This window comes from Thalassolituus oleivorans MIL-1 (assembly GCF_000355675.1).
Lineage (GTDB): Bacteria > Pseudomonadota > Gammaproteobacteria > Pseudomonadales > Oceanobacteraceae > Thalassolituus > Thalassolituus oleivorans.
This window is the reverse complement of the sequence record NC_020888.1, coordinates 933280-958043: the sequence shown is the minus strand read 5'-3', so window position 1 is coordinate 958043 and position 24764 is coordinate 933280. Positions and strand designations below refer to the sequence as shown.

The 24764-nt window shown below is 46.3% G+C and carries 18 protein-coding genes; 8 read left to right on the top strand and 10 right to left on the bottom strand.

Annotated elements, in window-relative coordinates; genetic code table 11:
• Positions 1-89 precede the first annotated feature (89 nt).
• The 4 genes from TOL_RS04325 to TOL_RS04310 form a co-directional block, all read right to left on the bottom strand.
• Positions 90-1055 (bottom strand): LysR family transcriptional regulator, encoded by a 966-nt coding sequence (locus TOL_RS04325; protein ID WP_015486068.1) that lies wholly within the window; start codon positions 1053-1055, stop codon positions 90-92.
• Positions 1055-4711 (bottom strand): FG-GAP-like repeat-containing protein, encoded by a 3657-nt coding sequence (locus TOL_RS18160; protein WP_158505902.1) that lies wholly within the window; start codon positions 4709-4711, stop codon positions 1055-1057. The genes TOL_RS04325 and TOL_RS18160 overlap by 1 nt, the downstream gene beginning before the upstream one ends.
• Before the next feature lie 312 nt (positions 4712-5023).
• The gene (locus TOL_RS04315) at positions 5024-6073 is read right to left on the bottom strand and encodes a DUF2333 family protein (RefSeq protein WP_015486065.1); all 1050 of its coding nucleotides are present in this window, start codon (positions 6071-6073) and stop codon (positions 5024-5026) included.
• 255 nt (positions 6074-6328) lie between these two features.
• Positions 6329-7759 (bottom strand): OmpP1/FadL family transporter, encoded by a 1431-nt coding sequence (locus TOL_RS04310; protein ID WP_015486064.1) that lies wholly within the window; start codon positions 7757-7759, stop codon positions 6329-6331.
• 208 nt (positions 7760-7967) lie between these two features.
• Between TOL_RS04310 and tsaA the strand changes: the two genes are divergently transcribed.
• The gene (gene tsaA, locus TOL_RS04305) at positions 7968-8705 is read left to right on the top strand and encodes a tRNA (N6-threonylcarbamoyladenosine(37)-N6)-methyltransferase TrmO (RefSeq protein WP_015486063.1); all 738 of its coding nucleotides are present in this window, start codon (positions 7968-7970) and stop codon (positions 8703-8705) included.
• Positions 8706-8763: 58 nt separating this feature from the next.
• Here tsaA and tmpT read toward each other — a convergent pair whose 3' ends face one another.
• The 3 genes from tmpT to TOL_RS04290 all read right to left on the bottom strand — a co-directional run bounded on the left by tmpT (position 8764) and on the right by TOL_RS04290 (position 11121).
• Entirely contained in the window at positions 8764-9432 is a 669-nt protein-coding gene (gene tmpT, locus TOL_RS04300; RefSeq protein ID WP_015486062.1) for a thiopurine S-methyltransferase, read from the bottom strand.
• A gap of 132 nt (positions 9433-9564) precedes the next feature.
• Positions 9565-10131, bottom strand: a complete 567-nt coding sequence (locus TOL_RS04295; protein WP_015486061.1) for a PhnA domain-containing protein — start codon at positions 10129-10131, stop codon at positions 9565-9567.
• A gap of 147 nt (positions 10132-10278) precedes the next feature.
• Positions 10279-11121 (bottom strand): metal-dependent hydrolase, encoded by an 843-nt coding sequence (locus TOL_RS04290; RefSeq protein ID WP_015486060.1) that lies wholly within the window; start codon positions 11119-11121, stop codon positions 10279-10281.
• 190 nt (positions 11122-11311) lie between these two features.
• On the opposite strand from TOL_RS04290, the gene TOL_RS04285 reads away from it, so the two are divergent.
• The 3 genes from TOL_RS04285 (at position 11312) to TOL_RS04275 (ending at position 14559) form a co-directional block, all read left to right on the top strand.
• A complete protein-coding gene (locus tag TOL_RS04285) occupies positions 11312-12355 on the top strand; it encodes an AraC family transcriptional regulator (protein WP_015486059.1) in 1044 nt (347 codons plus the stop codon).
• 94 nt (positions 12356-12449) lie between these two features.
• Positions 12450-13760, top strand: a complete 1311-nt coding sequence (locus TOL_RS04280) for an RsmB/NOP family class I SAM-dependent RNA methyltransferase (RefSeq protein ID WP_015486058.1) — start codon at positions 12450-12452, stop codon at positions 13758-13760.
• Between the two features lie 67 nt (positions 13761-13827).
• A complete protein-coding gene (locus TOL_RS04275) occupies positions 13828-14559 on the top strand; it encodes a substrate-binding periplasmic protein (protein ID WP_025266073.1) in 732 nt (243 codons plus the stop codon).
• Positions 14560-14591: 32 nt separating this feature from the next.
• Here the strand turns inward: TOL_RS04275 and TOL_RS04270 are convergent, their stop codons facing one another.
• Positions 14592-15755, bottom strand: a complete 1164-nt coding sequence (locus tag TOL_RS04270) for a type III PLP-dependent enzyme (protein ID WP_015486055.1) — start codon at positions 15753-15755, stop codon at positions 14592-14594.
• A gap of 224 nt (positions 15756-15979) precedes the next feature.
• Between TOL_RS04270 and TOL_RS04265 the strand changes: the two genes are divergently transcribed.
• The 4 genes from TOL_RS04265 (at position 15980) to TOL_RS04250 (ending at position 22452) form a co-directional block, all read left to right on the top strand.
• Positions 15980-17821 (top strand): ABC transporter ATP-binding protein, encoded by a 1842-nt coding sequence (locus TOL_RS04265; RefSeq protein ID WP_015486054.1) that lies wholly within the window; start codon positions 15980-15982, stop codon positions 17819-17821.
• A gap of 172 nt (positions 17822-17993) precedes the next feature.
• On the top strand, positions 17994-20231 hold the full coding sequence (locus TOL_RS04260) for a TonB-dependent receptor domain-containing protein (protein ID WP_015486053.1): 2238 nt from the start codon (positions 17994-17996) through the stop codon (positions 20229-20231).
• A gap of 69 nt (positions 20232-20300) precedes the next feature.
• Positions 20301-21425: an alkaline phosphatase family protein gene (locus TOL_RS04255; RefSeq protein WP_015486052.1), complete on the top strand. Its 1125-nt coding sequence runs from the start codon at positions 20301-20303 to the stop codon at positions 21423-21425.
• A gap of 10 nt (positions 21426-21435) precedes the next feature.
• Complete coding sequence (locus tag TOL_RS04250; protein ID WP_015486051.1) at positions 21436-22452, top strand: alkaline phosphatase D family protein; 1017 nt, start codon at positions 21436-21438, stop codon at positions 22450-22452.
• Between the two features lie 80 nt (positions 22453-22532).
• Here the strand turns inward: TOL_RS04250 and TOL_RS04245 are convergent, their stop codons facing one another.
• Positions 22533-23363, bottom strand: a complete 831-nt coding sequence (locus tag TOL_RS04245) for a crotonase/enoyl-CoA hydratase family protein (RefSeq protein WP_015486050.1) — start codon at positions 23361-23363, stop codon at positions 22533-22535.
• Between the two features lie 166 nt (positions 23364-23529).
• Positions 23530-24525 (bottom strand): ferrochelatase, encoded by a 996-nt coding sequence (gene hemH / locus TOL_RS04240; protein ID WP_015486049.1) that lies wholly within the window; start codon positions 24523-24525, stop codon positions 23530-23532.
• Between the last annotated feature and the right edge of the window lie 239 nt (positions 24526-24764).

Here is a 24764-nt window from a genome sequence, read left to right as displayed (position 1 = left end):
GTGGGGGCAATTTACTACGAACTTATGACAGCTTTGTTACAGTGAGGAGTCAACGCAAAGACGAGGTTTCATCAGAGCGATGGAAGTGACTATTGCTTCAGAAGGTGTGCGCGGAACGCCGATAATTGTTCTTCAGGCGTATCTAATTTTTTAATGATTTCGTCAACCTGCGCTAGCTCATCGACCATAAAATCAATGAATAGACGAACTTTTTTCGGTAAGTACTGACGTGATGGGTAAGCCAATGAGATCGGCTGAGGGCGTATTTCCCAGTCACGCAATATAGGTATCAGGTGCCCAGAAAGAATTTCTTCACCAGCTAATAAATAAGGTACCTCACCAATTCCAGCGCCATGAACAATACTATTGATGGCGCCTGCAATTAGATTAGTGACCATATTAGTTTGGATATCCACTTCAACCGCTTCACCGGTTAGCTTGTGGGTCAGCGCTAGATGCAGAGGCTGCTTGCCCTCGCCAATCTTTACCGAGCGCAAATTGGTCAAATCGGCAGGTACTTGCGGAGTACCATGTTCAGCTAAATAAGCAGGACTTGCGCAAATAACAGAATTCGATTCGGTGAGCGTTCGAGAAATTAAAGAAGAATCCGGCTGAACACCAATATAAACACCAAGGTCGAAGCCATCTTGAATAAGATTAAATTGCCTATCGGTGTAAGTAGCTTCGATACGAACATCAGGATATAGACGTTGATAGCGGGCAAAGTAATGCCCCATTAATCCACTACCCGCGATAACCGGAGCAACGATACGCAATATGCCTTGGGGGCTGGCTTCGCGATCCGCTATCATCCGATGCGCTTCGTGTACCTCCTTGACGCTTTGCGAGCAACTTGAATAGTAGGCATGGCCAACCTCAGTAAGGTGAAGCTGGCGCGTTGTTCGCTGTAACAAGCGAACGCCTAACGCCTCCTCCAGTTCGGCGACCATACGACTCACTCGAGACTTAGTCATCCCGAGTGATTTCGCTGCTGACGTAAAGCTGCCTTCATCGACAACGCGAATAAAAACACTCAACTGATTCAGATCGAGCATCACGGAATCGCGGGTTGTTGCAATACCATAAATTGATTCGCATCCACGTCAGTTAACTCTGTCACCGTGCCGTTTGGCCATTCAACTCGTAAAGTATCTACTTTAGAATGCGCTGCTAAGCCAAAATGCAATTCAGGGGCATTATTTGAAATAAAGTTATTTTCAAAGCGCATTTCACGATATTGATTTAACTCGCCTAAACCAACAAGATCGCCACCGATATTTGCTGCGGTATACGCATACACTTTAGCGCCATAAGCAAAACGATTACCGCCATCTCCGCGTAACTGTAAATTTAGGAAGTTGTCCCAAACATTAGCAACTCGACGATGATGATTCTCATAGTAAGTCGGCTTTCCAGTGTTATTAATAATTAAAATATCGATATCACCATCACGGTCAAAATCGTTACATACCACACCGCGTCCTTCACCGGTATCATCCACTTGCTTTAAAGCTGCCTCCTCATGAAAGGAGCCATCTTTATTATTCATAAATAAATGAGCAGGTTTATTTTGGAATTCCGACCATTTTGATTCAGTATTCTTAATTGCAAAGGCAGCTAAATAAAACTCAGAAAGTCTAGATATTAAAGTTGCATCCGATCCAAAGTCGATTCCAAAACGAGTAAGAAACTCTGAATAATCACCAATTGAATCAAATACAGCAGATACAAACTCATCAGCCGATTGATAATCAGCCGCCATCAAATCCTCGATATTGGATATACCGATATCACTTAATAGAGGCAACAAATCATAATCAAACCCGTCATATTTATAACCGTAGCCATTAACCTGGTAGATATCGAGCCAACCATCATTATTAAAATCTTTGATGCAAGCACCCCAAGCCCAGTTACCATTGGGAACGCCGCTTGAATCAGTTATATCACTCAGGACAATACTCTCGCCAGGCACAGAATCATTGCGGTACAAGCGATTACCAGTGGCCCCCCAATTCGACTCTGTTTCGGCTTCAGCACCACTCATTACTTCTTCGTCATAAATACTGCTAATAAACCAATCGAGATCACCATCGTTATCGATGTCGCCTAAAGCAGCACCCATACCATTTTCATCGGTAATAACTAATGGATCAGTTACATTGATAAAACTACCATTTACTTGCTTTTGGTAAACTTGAGTCCGTAAGAAATCAGCGGCGCTTAACAAGTCAGTCAAGCCATCTCCATTCATATCGGCAAAGTTAGGCGTAAAAGTGAAATCACGCTCACCGAATTGACCTGAGAATCCAAATTCGCTGCCGGCTGGAGTGAAATATCCCAAACCGTCATTGAGCCACAAATGCACCTCTTCTAATGGCGCCCCGAGATCCCAATGGGATAGGAATACATCTAAATCACCATCACCATCAACGTCAGAAAAAGCACCACTTAAAGTTTTACGACTTACCTGAAAGCCAGAATCCGTTTGTGCAATAAACTGGCCTTTACCATCATTAAACCAAATACGAGGCGTACTGCCTAAAATGTTGCCAACAAACAAGTCCGGCCAAGCGTCTCCATTTAAATCAACCAAAGCAACGGGGGCTAGGTCCTCGATAAGCGGCAAACCGAAATTATCTGATGCCAAGGTAAATACCCCGCCGTCATTGAGATAAACACCAACGCCATTAACATCGCCACTATCGATAACTAAATCTAAATCACAATCACCGTCCAAATCTGCTGACGCGGCGGATCCAGTGTTTAAAACGGGTTCATAATTAGAATAAAAATTTGCCAACATTTTGCTGGAAATAGTTCGCTCCACATCAAAGCCAACATTAGTTCTTTTACGAAATTGATAAATGATGTCGGCTTCTACTGGAGTCGCGACATGAGAAACTTCACACCCGCCCGCCTGATAGGTTGGAACAACGCCTAAATCGGGGGAATTTCCAGTGCCAACCTCAGTAACATCAGGCACAGAAATATCAAATACCGCAGAGTTGTCGAACACTAGCAACAATTCCGGATCCAAACGATGCCCATCGACACTTGGGGTTGTGTAGTCTGGCATCCACTTACTAACGCAAGTAAAGTCCTGTAAACAGTTGGAACTTAAGGTTTGCAAGAAGGCAACCATGTCCGCCATTTCAGTGCTATCCAAGGCACCCTTAGTGTATTTTGTCCGGCGTGTAGGGCTAGTTAACTGCAGCGCTACAGAATCAAGCGCTTCCGCTGTATTGGTCGAATACTTACCAGTATTAATTCCCAATCCCGAAAATTGAGGTAGCGATTCCAAAGAATAATCATAGTTAGCAACACTATCACTTGGAGTGTAGTGCCACTGAATAGCAGTTTCTAAATCAATTAAACTGCCCGCATGCATATAAGGTGCGGTCAATGCCACATTGAGTAAGCTCGGCGTTCTAAAAGCATGTCTGTCCATAATCGAACGAGACACATTATATCGACCAAAATCCTTGGCATTGGCATTCTTACCCCGCCCAATTTGCGGTGTTGCTAAAACGTAAAAATTTTCGTCAGTAAAATGAGGTCCAGTATGGCACTTGTAACAGCCACCATCTTGTAAGTCAGAAAAAAACTTAGTCGCACCACGTTTCGCCGATTCTGATATTGCGTCATCGTTGCCCGCAACATAATCAAAAAAGGGATTATCCAACGCAACTTGCGAACGCTGATACTCTGACAGGGCTTTCGCGATAAAAGGATAACCCACGATTTCTTCGCTAGTACTTACGTAATCATTAAAGGCGTCACGAAAGTAAGATTCCCAACCACGATCAATAAGACGCTGAGTTAACAAATCGCGGCTGTCATGAGTAGTTCCACCGGAGGCCGAGGCGAAACCTCGCATTTCGGTGGTTGATGTGACGGGGAAACGAGCTTGCGCTTCCGTCAAGTTCGCCCCCGCCAAAGGATCGGGTCCGCTAGCGAAACTATCAGGAGTACGAATAAGCGTATCAACACCGTTTTCAGTTTTCGGAGTCAGACGAATGTAGCGATCATAATCTAGCATCACCGACTCTATTCGTCCGTCCCAAAACATAGCGCTATCATAAAAGGCAATATTAAATGTAGTTGGGCTATTGCGCGGGACGTTGGGTCCAAAATCCGCTTTAGGATCGATGTAAAAATTACCATCATGTCTGCGTCCCGGCCCGACGACATCCGGATTATGCGCGCCCACTCCAACGGGCAGAGACAAATTATCGGTACCTGCTAAACGAGGGTCATGGCAAGAGGCGCATGCGACATCATCACCAAAGCTAAGTGATTTGCTAAAGAATAGTTCTTTGCCTAAGTCTGCAATAGGGTCAGTAGGCGTTGGCAACTCACGAGAAGTTAGTTCAACCGGATCAAATAACTTATTAGTCAACAATGCTCTTAGTTCTACATCAAGAGCGTTATCTGTATCTGTGCCGCTGCCTGTATCTGTACCCGAGCCTGTATCTGTGCCAGAGCCTGTATCTGTGCCAGAGCCTGTATCTGTGCCAGAGCCTGTATCTGTGCCAGAGCCTGTATCTGTGCCAGAGCCTGTATCTGTGCCAGAGCCTGTATCTGTGCCGGAGCCTGTATCTGTACCGGAGCCTGTATCTGTGCCGCCGCCCGTATCCGTAGCGGCCCCACCACCGCCACCACATGCCAAAAGCATCAAGGACACTATTATTGTTAAATATGCCTTCATCTTGATCCCTGAATTAGTTGATAAACAAAGCTACCGCATGGTGCTGAAGAACAAGCCACTTATAAATAATGTGTCTCATTCAGCATAGTATTATTCATTCTGAGCCAAAACCAAACAACTGTCGCGACATTAACGGCTAAATACTGAGTAAAGTGTAGTAGACGTCTAAGTGAAATAAGGTAAGAAGTTTGTCAGGTATATGACAAGGACCCTAGGAGTCATACTAGAAGAAAAAAAGGTGACATACCGCGAAGTAAGTCACCTTTTGATAGCGCTAATTGAACATAGCGGCTTTAACTCGTTACTAATTCATTAGCCTTGAGACAGAAGCTCACGCAAATCGATGATAGCTGCGTTGGCGCGAGAAATATAAGAAGCCATAACCAAGGAATGGTTAGCAAATAAACCAAAACCGCTACCACTCAATATCACTGGTGAACCAAGAGGCTCTTGAGTACCTTCTAGTTCGCGAATGATCTGACGAACACCGACCAAGGCGTTCTTCTTCTCTAAAACTTCTCTAAAATCGACTTCAATTGCATGCAATATTTGCAGCAAAGCCCATGAAGTGCCACGAGCTTCATAGAAAACGTCATCAACTTCAGTCCAAGGTGTTTTCACTTCTTCTTCGTCAGGGGTTGGAGTTGACTGCTGCACACCGACATCAGTATTCAAGCGACGTCGTGCTACAGAAGCACTCAAACGCTGAGACAAGCTCCCCAAGCGCGTTTCCACGTCAAATAACCACTGACGTAAGTTATCGGAACGGGCATAAAACTGTGCCGTAGGCTCTTGCGGGTCAGATAAACGGGCTAAGTAGCTATGAAGAGCTGCTATACCGCGTTCGTACTCACCTTCAGTGTCTGGAATAAATGTACTGTCCGCATCAAAATGCAGTTGCGGCTCAGCTATAGCTAAATCTTTATCTTCTGTTGATTGGCTTTGCGAACGGCTGAAATCCTTACGCAATGCTCGGGCAAAATCGCGCACCTGAACCAACACTCCAAATTCCCAATTAGGAACGTTATCTAACCAAACACCTGGAGGGGTAACATCATTGCTAAGATAACCACCAGGCTTGTGCAATAGCGTCTCTGTTACCTTAATCAGCGTCGAAGTAGTAGTAAAACCCGTAACGACTTTCACACCCATTTCTTCTGCACGCTTTTCAGCTACTTCGGTAACAGAAAACTGCTCGGGTTCTGTACTCCAAAAATAGCCAACCACTAAGGCGACGAGTAAATAAAGCACTACCAAAACAACAATTAAACGACCTGTTGAGCTACCGCCGCTGCGATCGGCCCACCAATCCTGCAAGCGCTCTTTCGTATCTTGGATTCGATCCTGAAACTGACCACTCATACCCTTTTATTCCTTAATGCCTGAAATAACTTAACCAACATGTTGGGATGCAAGCCTAAACGCCTTGCTCTGTTGGTACAAGACGATACCCGAAATCACAGAACTTAGCTGGGTGATAACAAGCCAGACGTGCAATGACAGTATTGTCACATAGGCATTTTAGTGCAGCCATGACCGTCGCGCCGCCAAATGCAATAAGGCCGGTCAACCCTAAAATTGACCGGCCTTGATACCTAGCACTAACTGAATGGCCGCTTACATGCGGTAGTTCATCTGTAAGGATATACCGAGAGCATCCAGCGCGTAGGTCCCTTGGGCATTTTCTACACCGGACACTTGATCGTTTAGGTCGTAGTCGTATTCATTTAACTCTGAATCATCAATCAGCAAGTACGCAACGCCTAAGTCAAAGCTAATATCGTTATTCAAGTCATAACGAGCACCCGCCGTTAGCCACTGGCGATCCGTGTCGGGAACTCGAGCGGTACGATGATCATCGCTTACAGGAGCTTCGTCGTAGGCATAGCCACCGCGTAACAACCAACGCTCATCGATACGGTAGCTAGCACCAACAGCCCAAGAGAGTGTGTCGTGCCACTTTTCAACGATGTGACCAATATAGTTTTCGCCTAAACCACTCAGGTCATCAATTAGGCCCGGCTTGGTCGCAACAATATCGAAGTACTTAAATACCGACCAATCCGTCCAAGTTGCACCCGCCTGCAACTGCAAGTTATCAGTCGCTTGATGCGCCAGACTCAGAGTAGCAGAACGCGGGGTGGTGAGAGGTACGCGAGATGCCTGAGAATCGACTTGGCCAGTAGCCCCATCAACAGGATAAATACCGGCAGGATACGGACCACTCTCGCCATCAGGGTCAGTGTAGGCAACAACACCAGATGACTGGATAAACTTAGAATCGCCCTCTAATTCTAAGTCCACTTCTGACCGGTAGGTAAAGCCTAACGTCGTGTGCGCCGTGACATCCCAAATCAAACCTAAGTTCCAGCCGTAACCTAAGTCATTACCTTCTACTTCAAACTTGTTTTCGTAGCCTTGATAGTCGGTATTACCCAATTGCGGATGACCTGGTACATACGGCACTAAGTCTAATTGCTTAGAGAGCAAACCATGGGCGTACATGATGTCGATACCGCCACCAATGGCTAAAGTATCACTCACACGATAAGAAAACGTTGGCTGGAAATCGATGGTGGTTAATTCAGTTTCATCGGCAAACCCACCAACCAAAGCATTGCTGGAATAGTCAGTGTGCGTTCCAAATGGAGCGAAAATACCAAAACCAAACGCTACCTTATCGTCCACGGGGTGCACATAATAAACAAATGGAATCGTCGCATTTGGGACGAAGTCGCCACCATCGTCATAGGCATTACCCTCAGCAGCGTCGGGTACACCTGCAGGGTTAGTACGAGTACCTTCAAAGCTACCTTCAACATCGATATAAGTAGCACCAAAACTTAACTCAGAGCGCTTCAGCTTACTCATAGCTGCAGGGTTATAGAAAACAACAGATGCATCATCAGCAACGGCTGCTCGCCCCGCATAGGCAGTGCCGACACCGCTAGCGCTTTGCTCGTTTACTTTATAGCCCGACGCGTATGCAGTACTCATCAAGACAATGGACGCACCAGTAAATCCCGCACGCAAAAGAATAGCTTTCATATCACTCCCCGAATCAAACACATGACCAAACGGGCCAAATTTGCGCGAGTATGCCAGCCAAAATGGGCTTAATATGTGTTTTTATTGGATATTTATGTAACTTTGTGAAACAAAAACGTCGTAAATAGACTAGAAAAAGCATGCAAAGTCGGCATGACGCCAACAATCACGGGGCTTATACTGCCAACACTCGATATTGGACCTACCTATGCAACACTCTGTGTACCTCACTATCCACCCTATCGCTATCGCTCACACACCCTTTAGCGAGAAATTTTCCATTCCACGCCAGCCCGGATTAGCACCAGCTGCGATCGCCAAAATTGAGCTAATTCCGCCTTATGACGAGCCTTTAGCGCTGGAAGGTTTGGAGCAGGTTTCTCATGTTTGGTTGCTGTTCCATTTTCATGGTGTCCCCAGCACCCAAAGCGAGCATCGCTTGAGAGTTCGCCCACCACGCTTAGGCGGAAATGAAAAAATCGGGGTATTCGCTAGCCGCAGCACGCATAGGCCGAATGGTATTGGGCAGTCATTAGTGAAGGTAGAAAGGATCGAAGGCAGTTGTTTATGGGTGAGTGGCGTCGATCTACTTAATGGCACGCCTATTATCGATATCAAGCCCTACGTCCCCTACGCCGATTGTTTAGCAAGCGCATACAACCATATCGCGCCAGATACCCCCGAACTTATCGAAGTAAACTGGCGCGAAGGCGCTTTGCACGCAGCAGAACAACAATCTCAGCGTTTGCAGCAAGAAGTGATCGCATTAATCGAGCAATGTTTGGCTCAAGACCCGCGTCCGGCTTACCAAAAGCATCAGCCAGAACGTGAATACGGCGCACAATTTTGGGATATCAATGTGCGCTGGCGTTACCCAACCGCCACCAGCATTGAAGTGATCAATATCGTGCGAGTAACCGTCGATACAGAAGGCGAAGAACAATAAAAAGCCCACTCGTATGTGGGCTTTTTTTAGCTAAGTGCCATTACCAAGCTGCGCTTTACTATTTCTTAGCGACCAAGCGATGGACTGTCTGCATCATAGAGTTCAAACCACGATCTCGAAAACGCACCTCTTCATCAATCTGCTCGCGACACTCCATCTCATCAATTTGATAGGTGGCGCCGTAGTGATCATTTACTTCGCTGGTCGATATTGCGAATGGCGGGCCATCCATAACTTCGCGATCATAATCAACAGTGACTAACAACTGAGGTGCAGAATGGGTAATCGCCATTAGGTGTTGAGCATAGTCTTTACGCATTTCTGGCGGTAATGCAATCAATGCAGCACGATCATAAATGACATCCACAGGACCAATATCCCGCGCTGTTAGCTTAAAGAAGTCCCCCCCGATCAGCAGAATTCCGGCGGCACGATACAGGATCAAACCATCCACCGTTTGCTTATCTACTGCCAAACCAAATTCGCCTTCAATTTGATCTGCCAAGGCATCCAGAGCCACTTCGCTCAGCTCGGCAGCCACTACTTGATAGCCCTCACGCAATATCCAGACGACATCGACAGTCTTACCACATAGAGGGACAAATACACGGCAACCAATATCAACAGGCATGGTATGCCAGTGATTCACTAACGCCGGATTTGCTTTGTCTTTGTGAAAGCCAATTTCGTTACGCTGCCAGCGCTCAAGCCAAAAATCTGTTTTCATAAGAATTCCTCAATCGTCACGGCTCACATCGATGTTCGATATGGGCGGGCAACATTGTACGTGATAAGCCATAAAAAAATCCTCCAAGAGTCAGCTCGTGGAGGATTTTGATAATCCAAGCGGTAGCAGCAGTTAGGCTTTCTTGCAGTAGGCCGCAATAATCACAATACGGCTACCATTTACACGTCCTTCGATGTGCAGTGGGTTATCTGACAAAGAAATACCGCGAACTACCGTGCCGCGTTTAGCGGTAAAGTTGGCACCTTTCACATCCAAATCTTTAATCAGAGTCACGTTATCGCCAGCTGCTAGCGCAGCGCCGTTAGAATCTAACGTCACTTCTCGATGTTCTGCCGCGAGGCTGGTTTCTGCCCACTTACGCGTGTCTTCATCAAGGTACATCATCTCTAGTGCATCTTGGGCCCAAGACTCAGTCGATAATTTGGTTAATAAACGAAAAGCCGCAACCTGAACCGCTGGCACTTGGCTCCACATGCTGTCATTCAAACAACGCCAGTGATTAGCATCTAAGTCACCAGAAGTGATCTGACCTGCACAGGTGTCACACACCAAAATATTGTTATCCATACTTGCCAGCGCAGACTCAGGTGGAACTTGGTAGGCCGTCAAATTATTAGTAGACGTACACAGTTCACACGCACCATTGCTACGTTGGCTCAATGTTTCTTCGAGAGACATAATTAATACCCTTAAATTTTTGCGGGCTATTATGCACTATTTTGGAGTTTCGAGCCATGGCAGCAAAAAGACCAAAACACAGATAGCAAAACGCCGATGCAAGCACCGGCGTTTTAGTCTGACTGAGAGAGACTTGTAGCTCTGCTCTCAACCTACTTGTAGCTCTGCTACGTCAGGATGACGTTTTTCCCAATCGTTAATCAAATAGTTTTGATCAATGTCCGATGGATGAAAACCGGTATGGAAAAACTCGCGCAGGCCTTTTACGTTGTCGCGCAAAATACCTTTTTTACCCCAAAAGAATTGCGTCGCTTCTTTCCATTCACGCCAGCTAGGAAAATGACGGTCTGACTTCAACAATAAGAATTGATAATACGCCAAACGACAAAATAAGCCGCCAACCGCAACCACCATAATACGCTTACGCATGAATTCTTTATTCACAAAAGCACGATAAACATCAAATGCGACCGCTTTGTGTTCTATCTCTTCCACCGCGTGCCAAAGCATCATTTTACGCACCGTTGGATCAACGGTATCCATCGCTTCAGGATTCTTTAATAAAAACTCAGCCAATGAGGCAGTAAAATGCTCCATAGCAACGGTTAACGCTAACTGACGCTCTCGACTTAAAGTCTTCAAAAAAGCGACTCGCTTATGCAAACGATCGGTGATCGCTTGCATCGGAAAGCCCATATCACCAATAGCTTTATTTAAGGCTTCGTGTGAAATGCCATGGTGAGCTTCTTGACCGATAAAGCCTTTAATATCGGCCTTCATTTTCTCATCAGTAATATCGTCTTTAAAATTACGAACCGAGTGAATAAAAAAACGCTCGCCATCTGGAAATAGCGCCGATAATGCATAGAAAAACGTACTAACAAGTGAGTTATTGTTAAACGTGTATTTTTTCATAGGCGTTTCTGTATCAAACGCCATACGACGAGGCTTGATGTCGATCGATTCAGAATTATTGTTCGCATGAGTCATAATAAACTCCCTCAAAGGGCTATCGGGCAAATCGGTCTGCACTAACAATAGCAGACTCTTTTGTTATATTTTGTCAGTCGTTATGGCCAGATAGAACATACCTGACGTGCTATCACTATGACATACTGCCCCATAGGCAAGCGGGTGCTAAGCTTGCAGCTTGTGGTTCTAAACTAGCAATGTGAGTCGTATGACTATAAAAACAGTCGGTGCTGGCGATTACCGAATATCATCAGATTACTTGATACTTTTAACTGAACTCGGCTTCGAACGCGGCATATCCGCATCAGAACTGTTAAAAGATACTGGGCTGCCTGAAACTCTGCTATTTCACCCAGACGTATCGGTTGGTCACGAGTCTGCACTTAAAATGCTGCAGCGCTTTTGTGATCTCACTAACGACCTGTCTATTGCCTTGGAATACGGCAAACGTATGACGTTATCCAAGCATGGAGCGCTCGGTTTTGCCGCGCAATACAGCGAAACCATGGTCGATGCCGCACAAAAAGTCGTGCTCTACATTGAAACTCGAATCCAGCTCTTTGACATGAAAAGAGAGCTAGATGATAACTATCGTCATCTATCCATCACCCCAAAATTTGACCACCCTGCGGGGCAGTTTTTAGTACTCGCTTTTCTATCGAGTGTCGAAACTATTTGCCGCACATTGGTTGCATCCGGCAGCAAGACGGCACAAAGCACCATATATATCCAAGACAACACCGACCTCAGCAACCAAACCATTCTTGCAAACTGCACGATCAAATCGGGTTCAAGTCTAAATCGTTTAACTTGGCCAAGGGCCGCGCTTGAAGGCCAATTATCCTTCTTCAACCCAAATTTAGAGAACCTTGCTGAGAACGAACTCAAACAAGCCCTTCATTCCGTTGCAGAAAGCGCTACGCTATCAGCGCGAGTGCGCGAAATATTGCTCGAACATATTGCCGAAATGCCAACCGTCGATACTGTTGCCTCGACCTTATGTATGTCTGCCGCCACACTGAACCGTAAACTCAAAGCAGAACAGCGTAGCTTTCAGCAAATCAAAGACAGTGTTCGTTACACCCAAGCACAGCGGTTACTCAAAGACGGCGTGCTTTCTATCGACATCATTGCCGAGCAATTAGGCTATAGTGATGCCAGCAATTTCGCTAAAGCGTTCAAAGGCTGGTCGGGACAATCGCCCTCTCTATATAGGCAAGAGCACCGCCAAGAACAGCGCAAAACCAACTGATTGTCAGCAGAAACACAGTTCACCTTTTCACTGCACGGTGAAATGGTTATGCTGCGCGGTTTTCTGCTGTTAATCGCCTGATCCGGAGTTCCGCATGTCTTCTGCCCGCCAAATCATAACTTACGAACAACTGCACTCTCTGTGGTTGCGTTGGCAGGCCATGTCGCCGCGCCCACCGCTTGATCGTTGGCTAAAGCAACATGCCGCTGGCTGGCGTCGTCATCAGGGCGAGCCAATGCCAATGGCCGTCAGTGATGCCATGATCCAAGCCGTGCGCTACATGCAGCTAGCCTGTGCACTAGAAGCCGTGCAGCGCCAAGGCGCTAATATTGATTGGATGACCTGGGATGATACTTGGCAGCCAGACGACAGTGACCAATTAAGCCGCAATAACTTCTGGTACTGGATTCATCAACGCTGTGAAGGTCGCTGGCGGGTACCGCAAGACTGGAACAGTGGCTCGCGCAAGCAATGCTTTATCGACTTCCAAGAACGCGCGATGAGCAACCCGCTCTCGCCAGAATGGATGCTATGGCACGGCTTACGTCCACAATGGTTACCATTATTACAGCAACGCGCAGAACGTAGCCGTTGGAGCGACATGGATCTGCAACGCTTTGTTGAACAGCAAAGCGCCCGCCCACCGCTCTGGTTGCGCATTAACACCAGCGAATCACCAGAAACTATTTTGCCGCAATTGCTGGATGCCGGAATTCAAGCCGATATCCGTAATGGCACCTTATGCGCTCAAGGTGGTAACGGCTTACAGCAAAGCGAACCCTACAAAGCAGGCAAGGTAGAGATTCAAGATCTAGCCAGCCAACAATTATCCAATATGGTTGCCGCTCGCAAAGGCGATAAAGTATGGGATTGCTGTGCCGGAGCCGGTGGTAAAACCTTAGCGATTGCTAGCCGCATGGAGCAAAAAGGTGTGGTGGTTGCGACTGACTTACACCAATTCAAGCTAGATGAGCTTAAACGTCGAGCCAAACGCGCCAGCTACCTGAATATCCGTACCTTTACTTGGGATGCCGAAGCGCCGCTGCGCTTACCTGCAGAGGTTGCACGTCAGCAAGGTTTCGATTGGGTCCTGATAGATGCACCTTGTACTGCATCAGGTACGTGGCGTCGCAATGCCGATGCTCGTTGGCGTTTTGATGCTTCCGACAGTGCAGAGATGGAAGCTTTACAGCAAAAAATTCTAAACAACGCATGTGCTGCGGTACGCAAAGGCGGACACATGGTGTACGCAACGTGTAGCTGGCAACTCAGCGAGAACGAAGAAGCTGTCGCGACGTTCTTAGCAAATCATCCTGAGTTCGCCTTAGAGTCACAACAAATGGTGGGCGCGCCACAGCAAGATGCTGACTGCATGTTCGTGGCTAAAATGACTCGAATGGCCTAATAGTCAAACTACAATCCTTCTTCTATACTCTGATGGCGGGCGAGTCGGCTCCAAGAGGTGAAGAAGGATGGTAATTTCAAATAAATATTGCGCATTACTCAGCGTGGTGTTGATAAATTTTTTCAGCGCAATCAGTACTGCAGATACCGTTCGCGTCACGACCATTGTTGATAACCCTCTCACTCCTCTCGGTATAAGCATTATGAACCATGCTTATGGCGAGCTAGGCTACGATGTTCAATACATAGAAGCACCATCCGCCCGTTCACTTGAGCTTCTCGATAGCGGTCTCGCCGATGCTGAACTGGGCAGAATTGATGGTCAGCAACTGGAATATCACAACCTCGTTAAAATTCCCGTGTCTCTAACCATGATTCGAATAGGTGCTTTCACACACAGGCACGACGTAACTGAAGCTAGCTGGGAATCTCTTAAAAACTTAAGACTAGGAGTGGTGCGTGGCTCTAAATTTTACAACTCCGCACCATCCGGATTAACAACCTACTTTGTCGACCGAGCGCCACAACTGTTGGATTTACTGATGGCCAATCGCATTGATGTTGCCATCATGGAGCAAGCCGTAGGACGGTATTTAATCAAAACCGGCGGATATACTGGGATTAAGCAACTGCAAGGAGAGCTTGGACATTTTGACGTGTATCACTACATCCATAAACAGCGTAAGGAGCTCATTCCTGAGATGACTGACGAACTAACGAAGATGGAACAGGAAGGGATATTGAAAAGAATGCGGGAAGAATTTGATCAGAGAATACAGGAGCCCTCCTCACTTAACTAAGCAAGGAGAGCACCAGAATTAAGCAAAAATGCTTATATGCAGTAAATCTTCAACGGCGGGAAGCCATTAAATTCCACAGCACTGTAAGTCGTGGTGTAGGCACCGGTAGAGAACCAATACATACGATCACCACTCGCCAAGTTTAACGGCAGCTCATACTTGTACTGTTCGTACAAAATATCAGCGCTATCACACGTTGGACCAGCGATGACCACTTCTTCGCACTCGCCTTGTTTTTCAACATATAGCGGGTACTTAATGGCTTCGTCCATCGTTTCGATGAAACCACCGAACTTACCGATGTCGGTATAAACCCAACGGTGCAAACCAGTGCGGTTTTTACGGCTGACTAAAACAACTTCGCTAACCAAAATACCGGCGTTAGCCGCTAGCGAACGGCCAGGTTCTAAAATAATTTCTGGCATGTCGTCGCCGAAGTCTTCTTTCAAGAAACGGGTGATCTCTTCCGCATACACTTCCAGTGTATTGGTACGGCTAATATAGTTAGCAGGAAAACCGCCACCTAAGTTAACCATTTTCAGATCAATACCGTCTTCGTCTTTGAGACGCTCAAAAATCCACTTAACCTTCGCAATAGCAGAATCCCAAACGCCAATATCACGTTGCTGAGAACCCACATGGAAAGAAATACCGTAAGGTACTAAGCCCAAATCGCGCGCCATAATACAAAGATCCAGTGCCATATCCACTTGGCAACCGAACTTGCGCGATAACGGCCAGTCAGCGGTTTGCGAACCTTCCGTTAAGATACGGACAAATACGCGGGCACCTGGCGCTGCTTTAGCAATGTTGCGCAAGTCAGCTTCAGAATCCGTTGCAAAAAGATTAACGCCCTTCTCGAAGAAGTAACGAATATCTTTAGATTTCTTGATGGTATTGCCATAGCTGACACGATCGCCACCGACACCCATCGCCAATACTTTGTCTAACTCGTAGCGAGATGCCACGTCGAAGTTACACCCACGATCACGCAGAATTGCCAACAACTCGTCCGCTGGATTCGCTTTGATCGCATAGTAAGTTTTCGCATACGGAAAACAGCCCATCAAATTATCTAATTGACGAGTAAATGTGGCGGTATCAAACACCAAACACGGTGTCTCTTGTTGATCCGCAAAATTCTTAATGCGTGCAAAGGTCTCGGCGTCGTAGTAATCCTGGGGTTTGCTCAACATCGGTCTCGCTACCTCCTGAGGTAGAGTGGGTCAGAGAAAGGCGCAAAGATAGGCCGTTTTTCTGACGAGTACAGTGATAAAATTTTTCCTTTACGATAACAAAACATAATGAAAGTTTCATAAGCATCCATAGCTGCAACACTGAGGTGCAAGCCACGACCTTACAATTTCATCATCAGTCCGTTATCGTTACCCGCATCCTACCGGAATATAGTTACAACTTCATGCTTAAGTTCTTCGAAAAACTCATACAACCCTACCCTGAAACTCAGCCAGGGCAACCACCCAAAGGGCTTTATGCGTTTTGTCGGCATTACACGCGAGGGTTAGAAATACCCTTACTTTTAATGTCATTTTTTACCGCCATGCTCGCCATCTTAGAGGTCACTCTATTTAGTTTTATGGGCGATCTGGTCGATTGGCTTACCGTACATACGCCTGACAGTTTGCTCCAAGCAGAGGGTAAACATCTGATTTTCATGGCGATTATGGTTCTCATCGCCCTTCCAACGGTCGTGCTTTTGCATGCGCTGCTCGTGCACCAAACCTTGCTCGGCAATTACCCGATGCGCATCCGCTGGCAATCGCACCGTTATTTACTAAAGCAGAGCCTAGGATTCTATCAAGATGATTTTGCTGGCCGCTTAGCGCAGAAGGTAATGCAAACCTCTTTATCCGTACGCGAAACCGTGATGAAACTACTCGATGTATTGGTTTACATCTTGGTCTATTTCACCTCGGTACTTGTCATTATTGCCGTCGCCGATATCCGCTTAATGTTCCCTATGCTGATTTGGCTGGGGCTATACATCGGCATTCAATTTTACTTTGTACCACGGATGAAACAGGTCGCTACCGAACAAGCCGACGCGCGCTCCATGATGACCGGGCGAATTGTCGACAGTTACACCAACATCCAAACGGTAAAGCTTTTCTCGCATACAGAACTTGAAACCGAATATGCGCGACAAAGCATGGATGGCTTCTTGAATACGGTTTATCGCCAAATGCGTTTAGCCACTGGGCTTAACTTTAGCGTTAACTTAATCAACTATTTATTAGCTTTCACCATTGCCGCCCTCTCGATTGCATTATGGATGCAAGGCGCAATTACCGTTGGTGCAATTGCAATTGCGATTAGTCTCGCGTTACGAATCAATGGCATGGCGCAATGGATTATGTGGGAAATCGGTGCTCTATTCGAAAACATAGGCACCGTTGTCGACGGCATGAACACCCTATCCAAGCCGCAACAAATTTGCGACGACACGGACGCTCCCAAATTATCAGCAAAAAAAGGTCGAATCGAATTACGCGACGTGTGTTTCTCTTATCAAGGCAACGACGACCAAATTCATCCTGTGTTTGAGCACCTAAACCTTGATATCAAACCGGGTGAAAAAATTGGTTTAGTTGGACGCTCAGGTGCCGGTAAATCGACCCTCGTTAATTTGTTACTGCGCTTTTACGATATTAATGACGGCCAAATCCTTATCGACGGACAAAACATTCGCCAAGTTGAACAAGAAAGCCTGCGCGCTCAGATCGGCATGGTGACCCAAGATACCTCGTTACTGCATCGCAGTATTCGCGAAAACATCTTGTATGGTCGCCCGAATGCAACCGAAGCAGAATTATTAGACGCAACCAAAAAGGCCGAAGCACACGAGTTCATTGCCGACCTGCATGATCCACACGGCAATAGCGGCTACGACGCACAAGTTGGTGAGCGAGGCGTTAAGTTATCTGGCGGCCAACGCCAACGAGTTGCTATTGCACGGGTGTTATTAAAAGACGCACCTATTCTCATTTTAGATGAGGCGACATCGGCGTTAGATTCGGAAGTTGAAGCGGCTATCCAAACCAGCCTCTATCGTCTGATGGAAAATAAAACGGTAATCGCCATTGCGCATCGTTTATCCACCATTGCCGCAATGGATCGTTTAATCGTTATGGATAAAGGCAAAATAGTGGAGCAAGGCGGCCACAAAGAACTGATAGAGCAAGGTGGAATTTATGCGCAATTGTGGGCGCATCAAACCGGTGGATTTATTGGGGACGAATAAATGTCTTATTTCTCCTGTCATTAATTTCACATGGAAATGTAAAGTTTAAGTCACCAACCTGTCACCATTACTATCGACTATACATCCCCGATTGGGGAGCTCTAATAATTTTATAAGCGCAGTTTAATGCGCATATGTTCCCCAAAACACAACTTTCATTTTGGGGAACGACATGAAAATCAAAGCTGTATTTCAACTCACAGCACTAGCTTCAGCCATCTTTGCTGCATCGACTTTCGCTGCTGAAAACGTCACTGAAGAAATCATTGCCGTTGGGCAACCGATTGCTCAAGCCAACAACGTCACCGACGACAGCATGAAAGAACAACAGTCGGCCATTACCAGCGTATTTGCCAGTGTCGATAACTTACCTGGCATCTCAATTTCAGAAGGCGACACGTTCGGTTCTGACGATTGGTCAACCACCGTCTCTATGCGTGGTTACAGCATCAACTTAAACGAACAACAACTGGGCATGACTGTCGACGGCATTCCTAACGGTGGTTCTAACTATGGCGGCGGTACTAAAGCCAACCGTTTATTAGACGGTGAAAACATGCAAGGTATTGAGGTTTATCAGGGCTCCGGTGCCATCTCGTCTGCATCACTTGACGCACTCGGCGGCGTATTTAACTTCGTATCAAACGATCCTATGCGCGAAGAAAATGTACGCGTCGCGTTAACCAATGGCGACTATAACGCACGTCGTTATTTTGTTCGTGCTGACAGTGGCGAGCTGATGGCGAATACCTTCGGTTATGTGTCGATGTCCGACTCCTACAACAACCGTTGGATTGGTGACGGTTCTAACGGCAACACACGTCGTCAGCACATTGAAGCCAAAGTGGTTTCTGAACAGAAAAACATGAACATCATGGGCCGTATCGTTTTTGATAATGCCGAAGAAGATAACTACAACGGTGTATCTATCGCGCAATTCGAACAGAATCCAGAATGGGATCGCTTAACTTGGCAGTGGACTGGTGATCCAGATATCGATCAGAACTATGCAGAAGCATGGTCAACCCTGCGTAAAAACTTAATGGCCTATGGTTCCGTTGAATTTTTTGCGAGTGAAGATCTAACCATCACGGTTAAGCCTTATTATCACTGGATGAAAGGCCGCGGTGATTGGTTACCACCCTATCTTGTTAATACCACTGGTAAAAATGGCGGCGCTTATGTGGATCGTTACACCTATGTAGACGACAGCGGCAACCCAGTAACCGACGGCAGCTGCGTTGGTAGCGCTAGCGCTGGCTGTAACCCTGTATCGTCTTATCGTCACACGCACTACGATAAAGAACGTTTTGGCTTGCTGAGCGATGCCGAATTAATCATTAATGACGCAAACACGTTTGAAGGCGGTATTTGGATTGAAAACAATCACCGCCCAGAAAGCCGCGACTGGCACGAAGTAATCGACCCACGGGTATATCACCACTACGACTTCGAACCATACTGGGTTCAGTACAAGAACACATTCGACACCTTTACGGTTATGCCATACGTCCAAGACACCATGACCTTAGGTGATTTGGAAGTAACCCTTGGCGTGAAGAAGTATTTTGTCGATATGGAATATACAAACGAATTCACTGGCAACAAAGTTTCAACCGACAGTAATTCCGATGTTCTGCCGCAAGCGGGTTTTATTTATAACCTCACTCCTGAACTAGAACTGCATGGTAGCTACGCCGATAACTTCGCAGCCTTCCGCGATGAAATGTTGACCGGAAGCAAAGAATCGCTGCAAGAAGTAGAACCAGAAAAGTCGACCAACATCGATTTAGGTTTGCGTTATAACACGGGCACAACTCAAGCTACGGTGGCAATTTATCAAGTCGATTTTGCTAACCGCATTACCTTTATCGACGGTGCTGCGGCCGAAGAAATTGACTACCTTAACGAAGCAAGTGGTGCCTATCTGAACGTCGGAGGCATCGAATCTTACGGTATTGAAACCAGCGTACGTCAGACGCTAACAAATACTTGGGATGTTTATGCATCGTACACTTACAACAACTCAGAATACAAAAAAGACGTCGACACCGACGGTGATGGCACTCTGGAAGTTGTTGGCGGTAACAAGGTTGCGGCATCGGTGAAAAATTTAGCCGTGCTAAGCTTAAACTACAGTAATGAGCGTTATCACTCTTCGTTGAGCACGAAATATACTGGCTCTCGTTACGGTGACTTTGCCAACGCCGACCAACTAGACGCATACACAGTGGTTGATTTCAGCCTAGGTTATGCCAAAAAGGTTGATGGTGGTTTATTCAAACGCGCAGCCATCGATTTAGTCATTAACAACCTGCTAGACGAAAGCTATCTAGGCGGTGGTATTGAAGGTTCTTACTTCATTGGTGCAGGCCGCACAGCATCAGCTACCTTAGCGCTAGACTTCTAATTTAGGCCATCGAAAAAGCCGGTTTTATAACCGGCTTTTTTTGTTGTTAATTACCGCGAGATTTTAGTCATGAAAACAATATTCTCTACTTTGATATTTTTACTTTGTGCTCAATCGAGCTATGCCGCTGAAAATTTAATACTCATATCTGTCGATGGCTTGCGCTGGCAAGAAACCTTTACTGGTGCAGATAAAGACCTCATTGAAAATAAAGACTTTGTAAAAGATAGCGAAAAATTAAAGCAAGATTTATGGCGCAATAGCGCGGAAGAACGCCGTAAAACACTGATGCCCTTTTTATGGGATACGATTATTCCGAATGGCGTCATCATAGGAAACCGTGCCACCGGCAGTCTCATGGATGTCGCGAATCCTTGGTATTTTTCTTATCCGGGCTACAACGAGATGCTTACCGGTGCCGCTGATCCTGAAATCAATTCCAACAAAAAAATACCCAATAAGAATGTTACTTTCTTAGAGTGGGCGAATAATCAATCACAATACAAGGGTAAGGTTGCAGCCTTTGGTAGCTGGGATGTATTCCCTTACATTCTCAATACTGAGCGCAGCCAATTACCGGTCAACGCCGGTTTTATGCCAGCAGAAGGAAAAACGCTAACAGCAAAAGAAAATTTTTTAAATGAACTGCAAACAGAAGTTCCTAGCCCGTGGGATAACGTACGGTTAGATGCCTTCACGTATGGCTTTGCGGCAGAATATATCAAGCGTGAACAGCCCAACATTATTTATATCAGCTTAGGAGAAACCGACGATTTTGCGCACGATGGCGATTACGACCATTACCTATATTCAGCGCAAAGAGACGATGCCTTTATTGGTAAGCTATGGGCACTTCTGCAGTCGTTGCCTCAGTATAAAAATAACACCAATTTGCTCATCACTTCGGATCACGGTCGCGGCAAAACCGCAGCCGATTGGCAGCATCATGCATCTAAGCGTGCGGTAGAAGTTTATATGAAAGACCTATCGGAAACGTATCCAAACGGCATTGAAGGTGCGCAAAGTACTTGGTTTGCTGCCATGGGGCCTGATATTCGTTCGGCTGGGGAAATAAAACCAAAAAATACAATTCACTTACAACAAGTAACTGCGACTGCGCTGCGTACTTTAGGTATTAACCCAGAAGATTTTAGCGCGGCAGCAGCCCCAGCTATCACCGAAGCACTTAAGTAAGGAATATACTATGTTGTTACGCTCAATCGTATTAATGGCGGCTTTATCCAGTACTTCCGCATGGGCGCAAGAACCAACACGTATTTTGTTTGGTTCTTGCATGCATCAAGATAAGCCCACCACCATTTTAACAGCCATCAATAAAGTGGATGCCGATCTATTTGTTTTTTTAGGAGACAATATTTACGGCGACACAGAAGATATGGCTATTTTAAAGAAAAAATACACCAAACTAGGTAGCAAACCAGAACTCGTAAAGCTGCGTGAACGTATGCCTGTTATCGCCATTTGGGATGACCATGATTTTGGTGAAAATGACGCTGGCAAAGAATATCCGAAGAAAGAAGAATCACGGCAAATCATGCTCGATTTTTGGGGCGCTGAAGCAGACGATATTCGTCGCACTCAAACCGATGGCATCTACACCAGTTACTGGCTAGATAAAGATGGGAAACGTGTTCACGTTATTCTTCCTGATTTACGCTGGAATCGTGGGGCATTAACGTCTGTCGATCGTGCAACCTACGATAAAGAGAAAGCACCGAAAAATCTGGGGCCTTACCTTCCCGCAGTTGGCCGTTCTATGCTGGGTGAACATCAATGGCAATGGCTCGAAGCTGAGCTACAAAAGCCTGCTGACCTAACGATTATGGGCTCTAGCATTCAAGCACTTTCAGACTTTACTGGTTGGGAGTCTTGGGCCAATTTCCCTGATGACCGTAATCGCTTGTTAACCTTGGTGGAAGAAAAAAATCTGCATAACCTAATTCTTATCAGTGGCGATACGCACTGGGGCGAATTTAGTAAAGTAGACGTGAATGATATCCCACTATGGGAACTGACCAGCTCAGGTCTGGATATGGAATGGAAGCAAGTCAGTCCAAACCAAAATCGCATTGGAAAAGACTATAGCTCAGTTAACTTCGGTGATATTTTGATTGACTGGGACAATCACTTAGTCACCATGTCCCTAAGAGACGAACAAGGCGACGCTTTCGCTAGTCACGAGTTACCGTTAATCAAATAATCACTGCAAGCGGATAATCAGAAGAAGCTAAGCTGCCCCTGCATTCATACAGGGGCAGTTTTTAGATGCATAAAAAAATATTACTTAAAACTGGTACGATCAATAAACGGCTTCGGTTCTGTCCCCTTCGCTCGCAAACCATTCGCTATCGCTATTTTGTTGTTTTTGCGCATTAACAACCGACCTTGTACCCAACGTTCCCAGCGCAATGCTTTGTTGGTATCGGCTTTCCATGTTTTCTTAAATAGATATTTGGTTGCGGCGATAGCATCTGGGGATTTTTCGCAAATAATCTTCGCCAGTGCTTCGGCTTCGGCCATAGGATCGTCGGCTAACTTGCTGATAAGACCGTACTCGTGACCTTCCACAGCGCTAAACTGACGGCCCGTCATGGTGAGTTCTTGGGCAATATCAACACGCGTTAAACGCGACAAGGTCACCATACCGCTCATGTCGGGGATTAAGCCCCATTTCATTTCCATAATGCACAGGTTGGCATCCGGACGAGCGATACGATAATCCGTCGCCAGAATAATCTGCATACCACCGCCAAAGCAGTTGCCGTGAATAACGGAAATAACCGGTACAGGTAAGTCACGCCAGCAATGGGCAATCTCTTGCGCTAGGTTTTGCTTACGCCACGGCCAGCGTAAAAATAGCTTGGGCAGCATGCTTGGATTTTTACTGACTGATTTAAAATCTAAGCCAGCACAGAATGATTCTCCGCGCGCAGCCAAAATCACCGCTCGCACAGAACGATTTTTACGCAGTTTTTTTGCAGTTGCGACCATGTCATGAAACATCGCCATATCTAGGCCGTTAAGCTTATCGGGACGATTTAGATACACATAAGCTATGTGTCCACGAATCTCGCATTCAATGCGTGACGGCTGAGCGCTGGCTGAAGTCATAAATTGGGCCTGCTGATTATCATTGATAAAAATAGGGGATCATAATTTCACACGCATAGAACGGGTGCTATGACCAAAACAGACGATTTGATGCTCAATCAGCTCAAATAGAGAGATTAAGAGAGAAGATAGCCCCGCAATGATTCACGCGGCTATCTTGCAAGCGTTAGTTTGACGTCCAGCCTGCGGCGTTTTCGTTTACCAAGGCAGCCATCATGGCGATATGGTCAGGACGATCGTTTAAACAAGGAATGTAGTGATAATCTTTACCACCGGCGTGGATGAAGGTTTCACGGTTTTCGACCTCTAATTCCTCTAGAGTTTCTAAGCAGTCGGCCGCAAACGCTGGGCTAATCACATCAACACGCCCAACACCTTCTTTACCCCAAGCAATCAAGGTGTGATCGGTATAAGGTTTCACCCACTCTTCACGGCCAAACCGAGATTGGAAACTGCATATCCACTCACCGTCTTGCAAACCCAGTTCTTCTGCAAGCGCTGCTGCCGTCGCGCGACACTGGCGCGGATAAGGATCCCCCTTCTTTTCATAACGCTCAGGAATACCGTGAAAGGACATCATCAACCGATCACCACGACCATGCGCTTGCCAATACTCACGCACTGAATTCGCTAAGGCTTGAATGTATAGAGGGTATACATGGTAGTCAGTAATCCAACGCGAAGCCGGAATGTGAGGGCAAGGCCCCAACGCATTGGCATAACGATCATGTACTGCCGCCGTTGTTGACGATGAGTTCTGTGGGTACAAGGGCAAAATAACTAAGCGTTCCGCACCGGCTTGACGCAATTGCTGCCCTGCTTGCTCCATAGTGGGCTCACCATAAGTCATGGCTAGCGCCACTGGAATGTCCTGTCCGTATTCGTTACTCAAATGCTTAGCCAGCGCTTTTTGCTGATCCTTCGAGATACACATCAAGGGGGAGCCGTCTTCACGCCAGACACTGGCATAGGCCTTGGCAACACGACGAGGACGAATACGCAGAATAACGCCGTGCAAAACTAACCACCATAACCAACGCGGTGCGTCGACCACACGACGATCACCCAAAAACTCCGCTAAGTATTCTCTAACAGCCTTGGGGGTTGGCGCTGTTGGCGTTCCAAGATTGACCAGCAACACACCAAAAGGGGGCTTTTTCACGGACGTTTCCTCCTGCTCTGCAAAAAATAGCTTTTGTATCAGTCTTGTCTAAGTTTATCCGAACCTGTTGATCAGGTCATCTTGAATCCTTTCGGCTCACCTCGCCCTTTTTTAGGTCGCGCCTCGCACTAAAATAACTTCACTGCACAGCTCTGGCTCAATAACCTTAGTAAATCTTTAAATATCGATAGAGTTCTAGCCAATTCGAATAGTGGCATATGCATTGCAAAACCTAACTA

Coding starts and splice junctions, on each gene's coding strand:
- TOL_RS04255 (WP_015486052.1), top strand. CDS start 20,301: ATGAAAACAATATTCTCTACTTTGATATTTTTACTTTGTGCTCAATCG.
- TOL_RS04250 (WP_015486051.1), top strand. CDS start 21,436: ATGTTGTTACGCTCAATCGTATTAATGGCGGCTTTATCCAGTACTTCC.
- TOL_RS04295 (WP_015486061.1), bottom strand. CDS start 10,131: ATGTCTCTCGAAGAAACATTGAGCCAACGTAGCAATGGTGCGTGTGAA.
- TOL_RS04290 (WP_015486060.1), bottom strand. CDS start 11,121: ATGACTCATGCGAACAATAATTCTGAATCGATCGACATCAAGCCTCGT.
- TOL_RS04280 (WP_015486058.1), top strand. CDS start 12,450: ATGTCTTCTGCCCGCCAAATCATAACTTACGAACAACTGCACTCTCTG.
- TOL_RS04245 (WP_015486050.1), bottom strand. CDS start 23,363: ATGACTTCAGCCAGCGCTCAGCCGTCACGCATTGAATGCGAGATTCGT.
- TOL_RS04315 (WP_015486065.1), bottom strand. CDS start 6,073: ATGAGTGGTCAGTTTCAGGATCGAATCCAAGATACGAAAGAGCGCTTG.
- tsaA (WP_015486063.1), top strand. CDS start 7,968: ATGCAACACTCTGTGTACCTCACTATCCACCCTATCGCTATCGCTCAC.
- tmpT (WP_015486062.1), bottom strand. CDS start 9,432: ATGAAAACAGATTTTTGGCTTGAGCGCTGGCAGCGTAACGAAATTGGC.
- TOL_RS04265 (WP_015486054.1), top strand. CDS start 15,980: ATGCTTAAGTTCTTCGAAAAACTCATACAACCCTACCCTGAAACTCAG.
- TOL_RS04275 (WP_025266073.1), top strand. CDS start 13,828: ATGGTAATTTCAAATAAATATTGCGCATTACTCAGCGTGGTGTTGATA.
- TOL_RS04260 (WP_015486053.1), top strand. CDS start 17,994: ATGAAAATCAAAGCTGTATTTCAACTCACAGCACTAGCTTCAGCCATC.
- TOL_RS04285 (WP_015486059.1), top strand. CDS start 11,312: ATGACTATAAAAACAGTCGGTGCTGGCGATTACCGAATATCATCAGAT.
- TOL_RS04325 (WP_015486068.1), bottom strand. CDS start 1,055: ATGCTCGATCTGAATCAGTTGAGTGTTTTTATTCGCGTTGTCGATGAA.
- TOL_RS18160 (WP_158505902.1), bottom strand. CDS start 4,711: ATGAAGGCATATTTAACAATAATAGTGTCCTTGATGCTTTTGGCATGT.
- TOL_RS04310 (WP_015486064.1), bottom strand. CDS start 7,759: ATGAAAGCTATTCTTTTGCGTGCGGGATTTACTGGTGCGTCCATTGTC.
- TOL_RS04270 (WP_015486055.1), bottom strand. CDS start 15,755: ATGTTGAGCAAACCCCAGGATTACTACGACGCCGAGACCTTTGCACGC.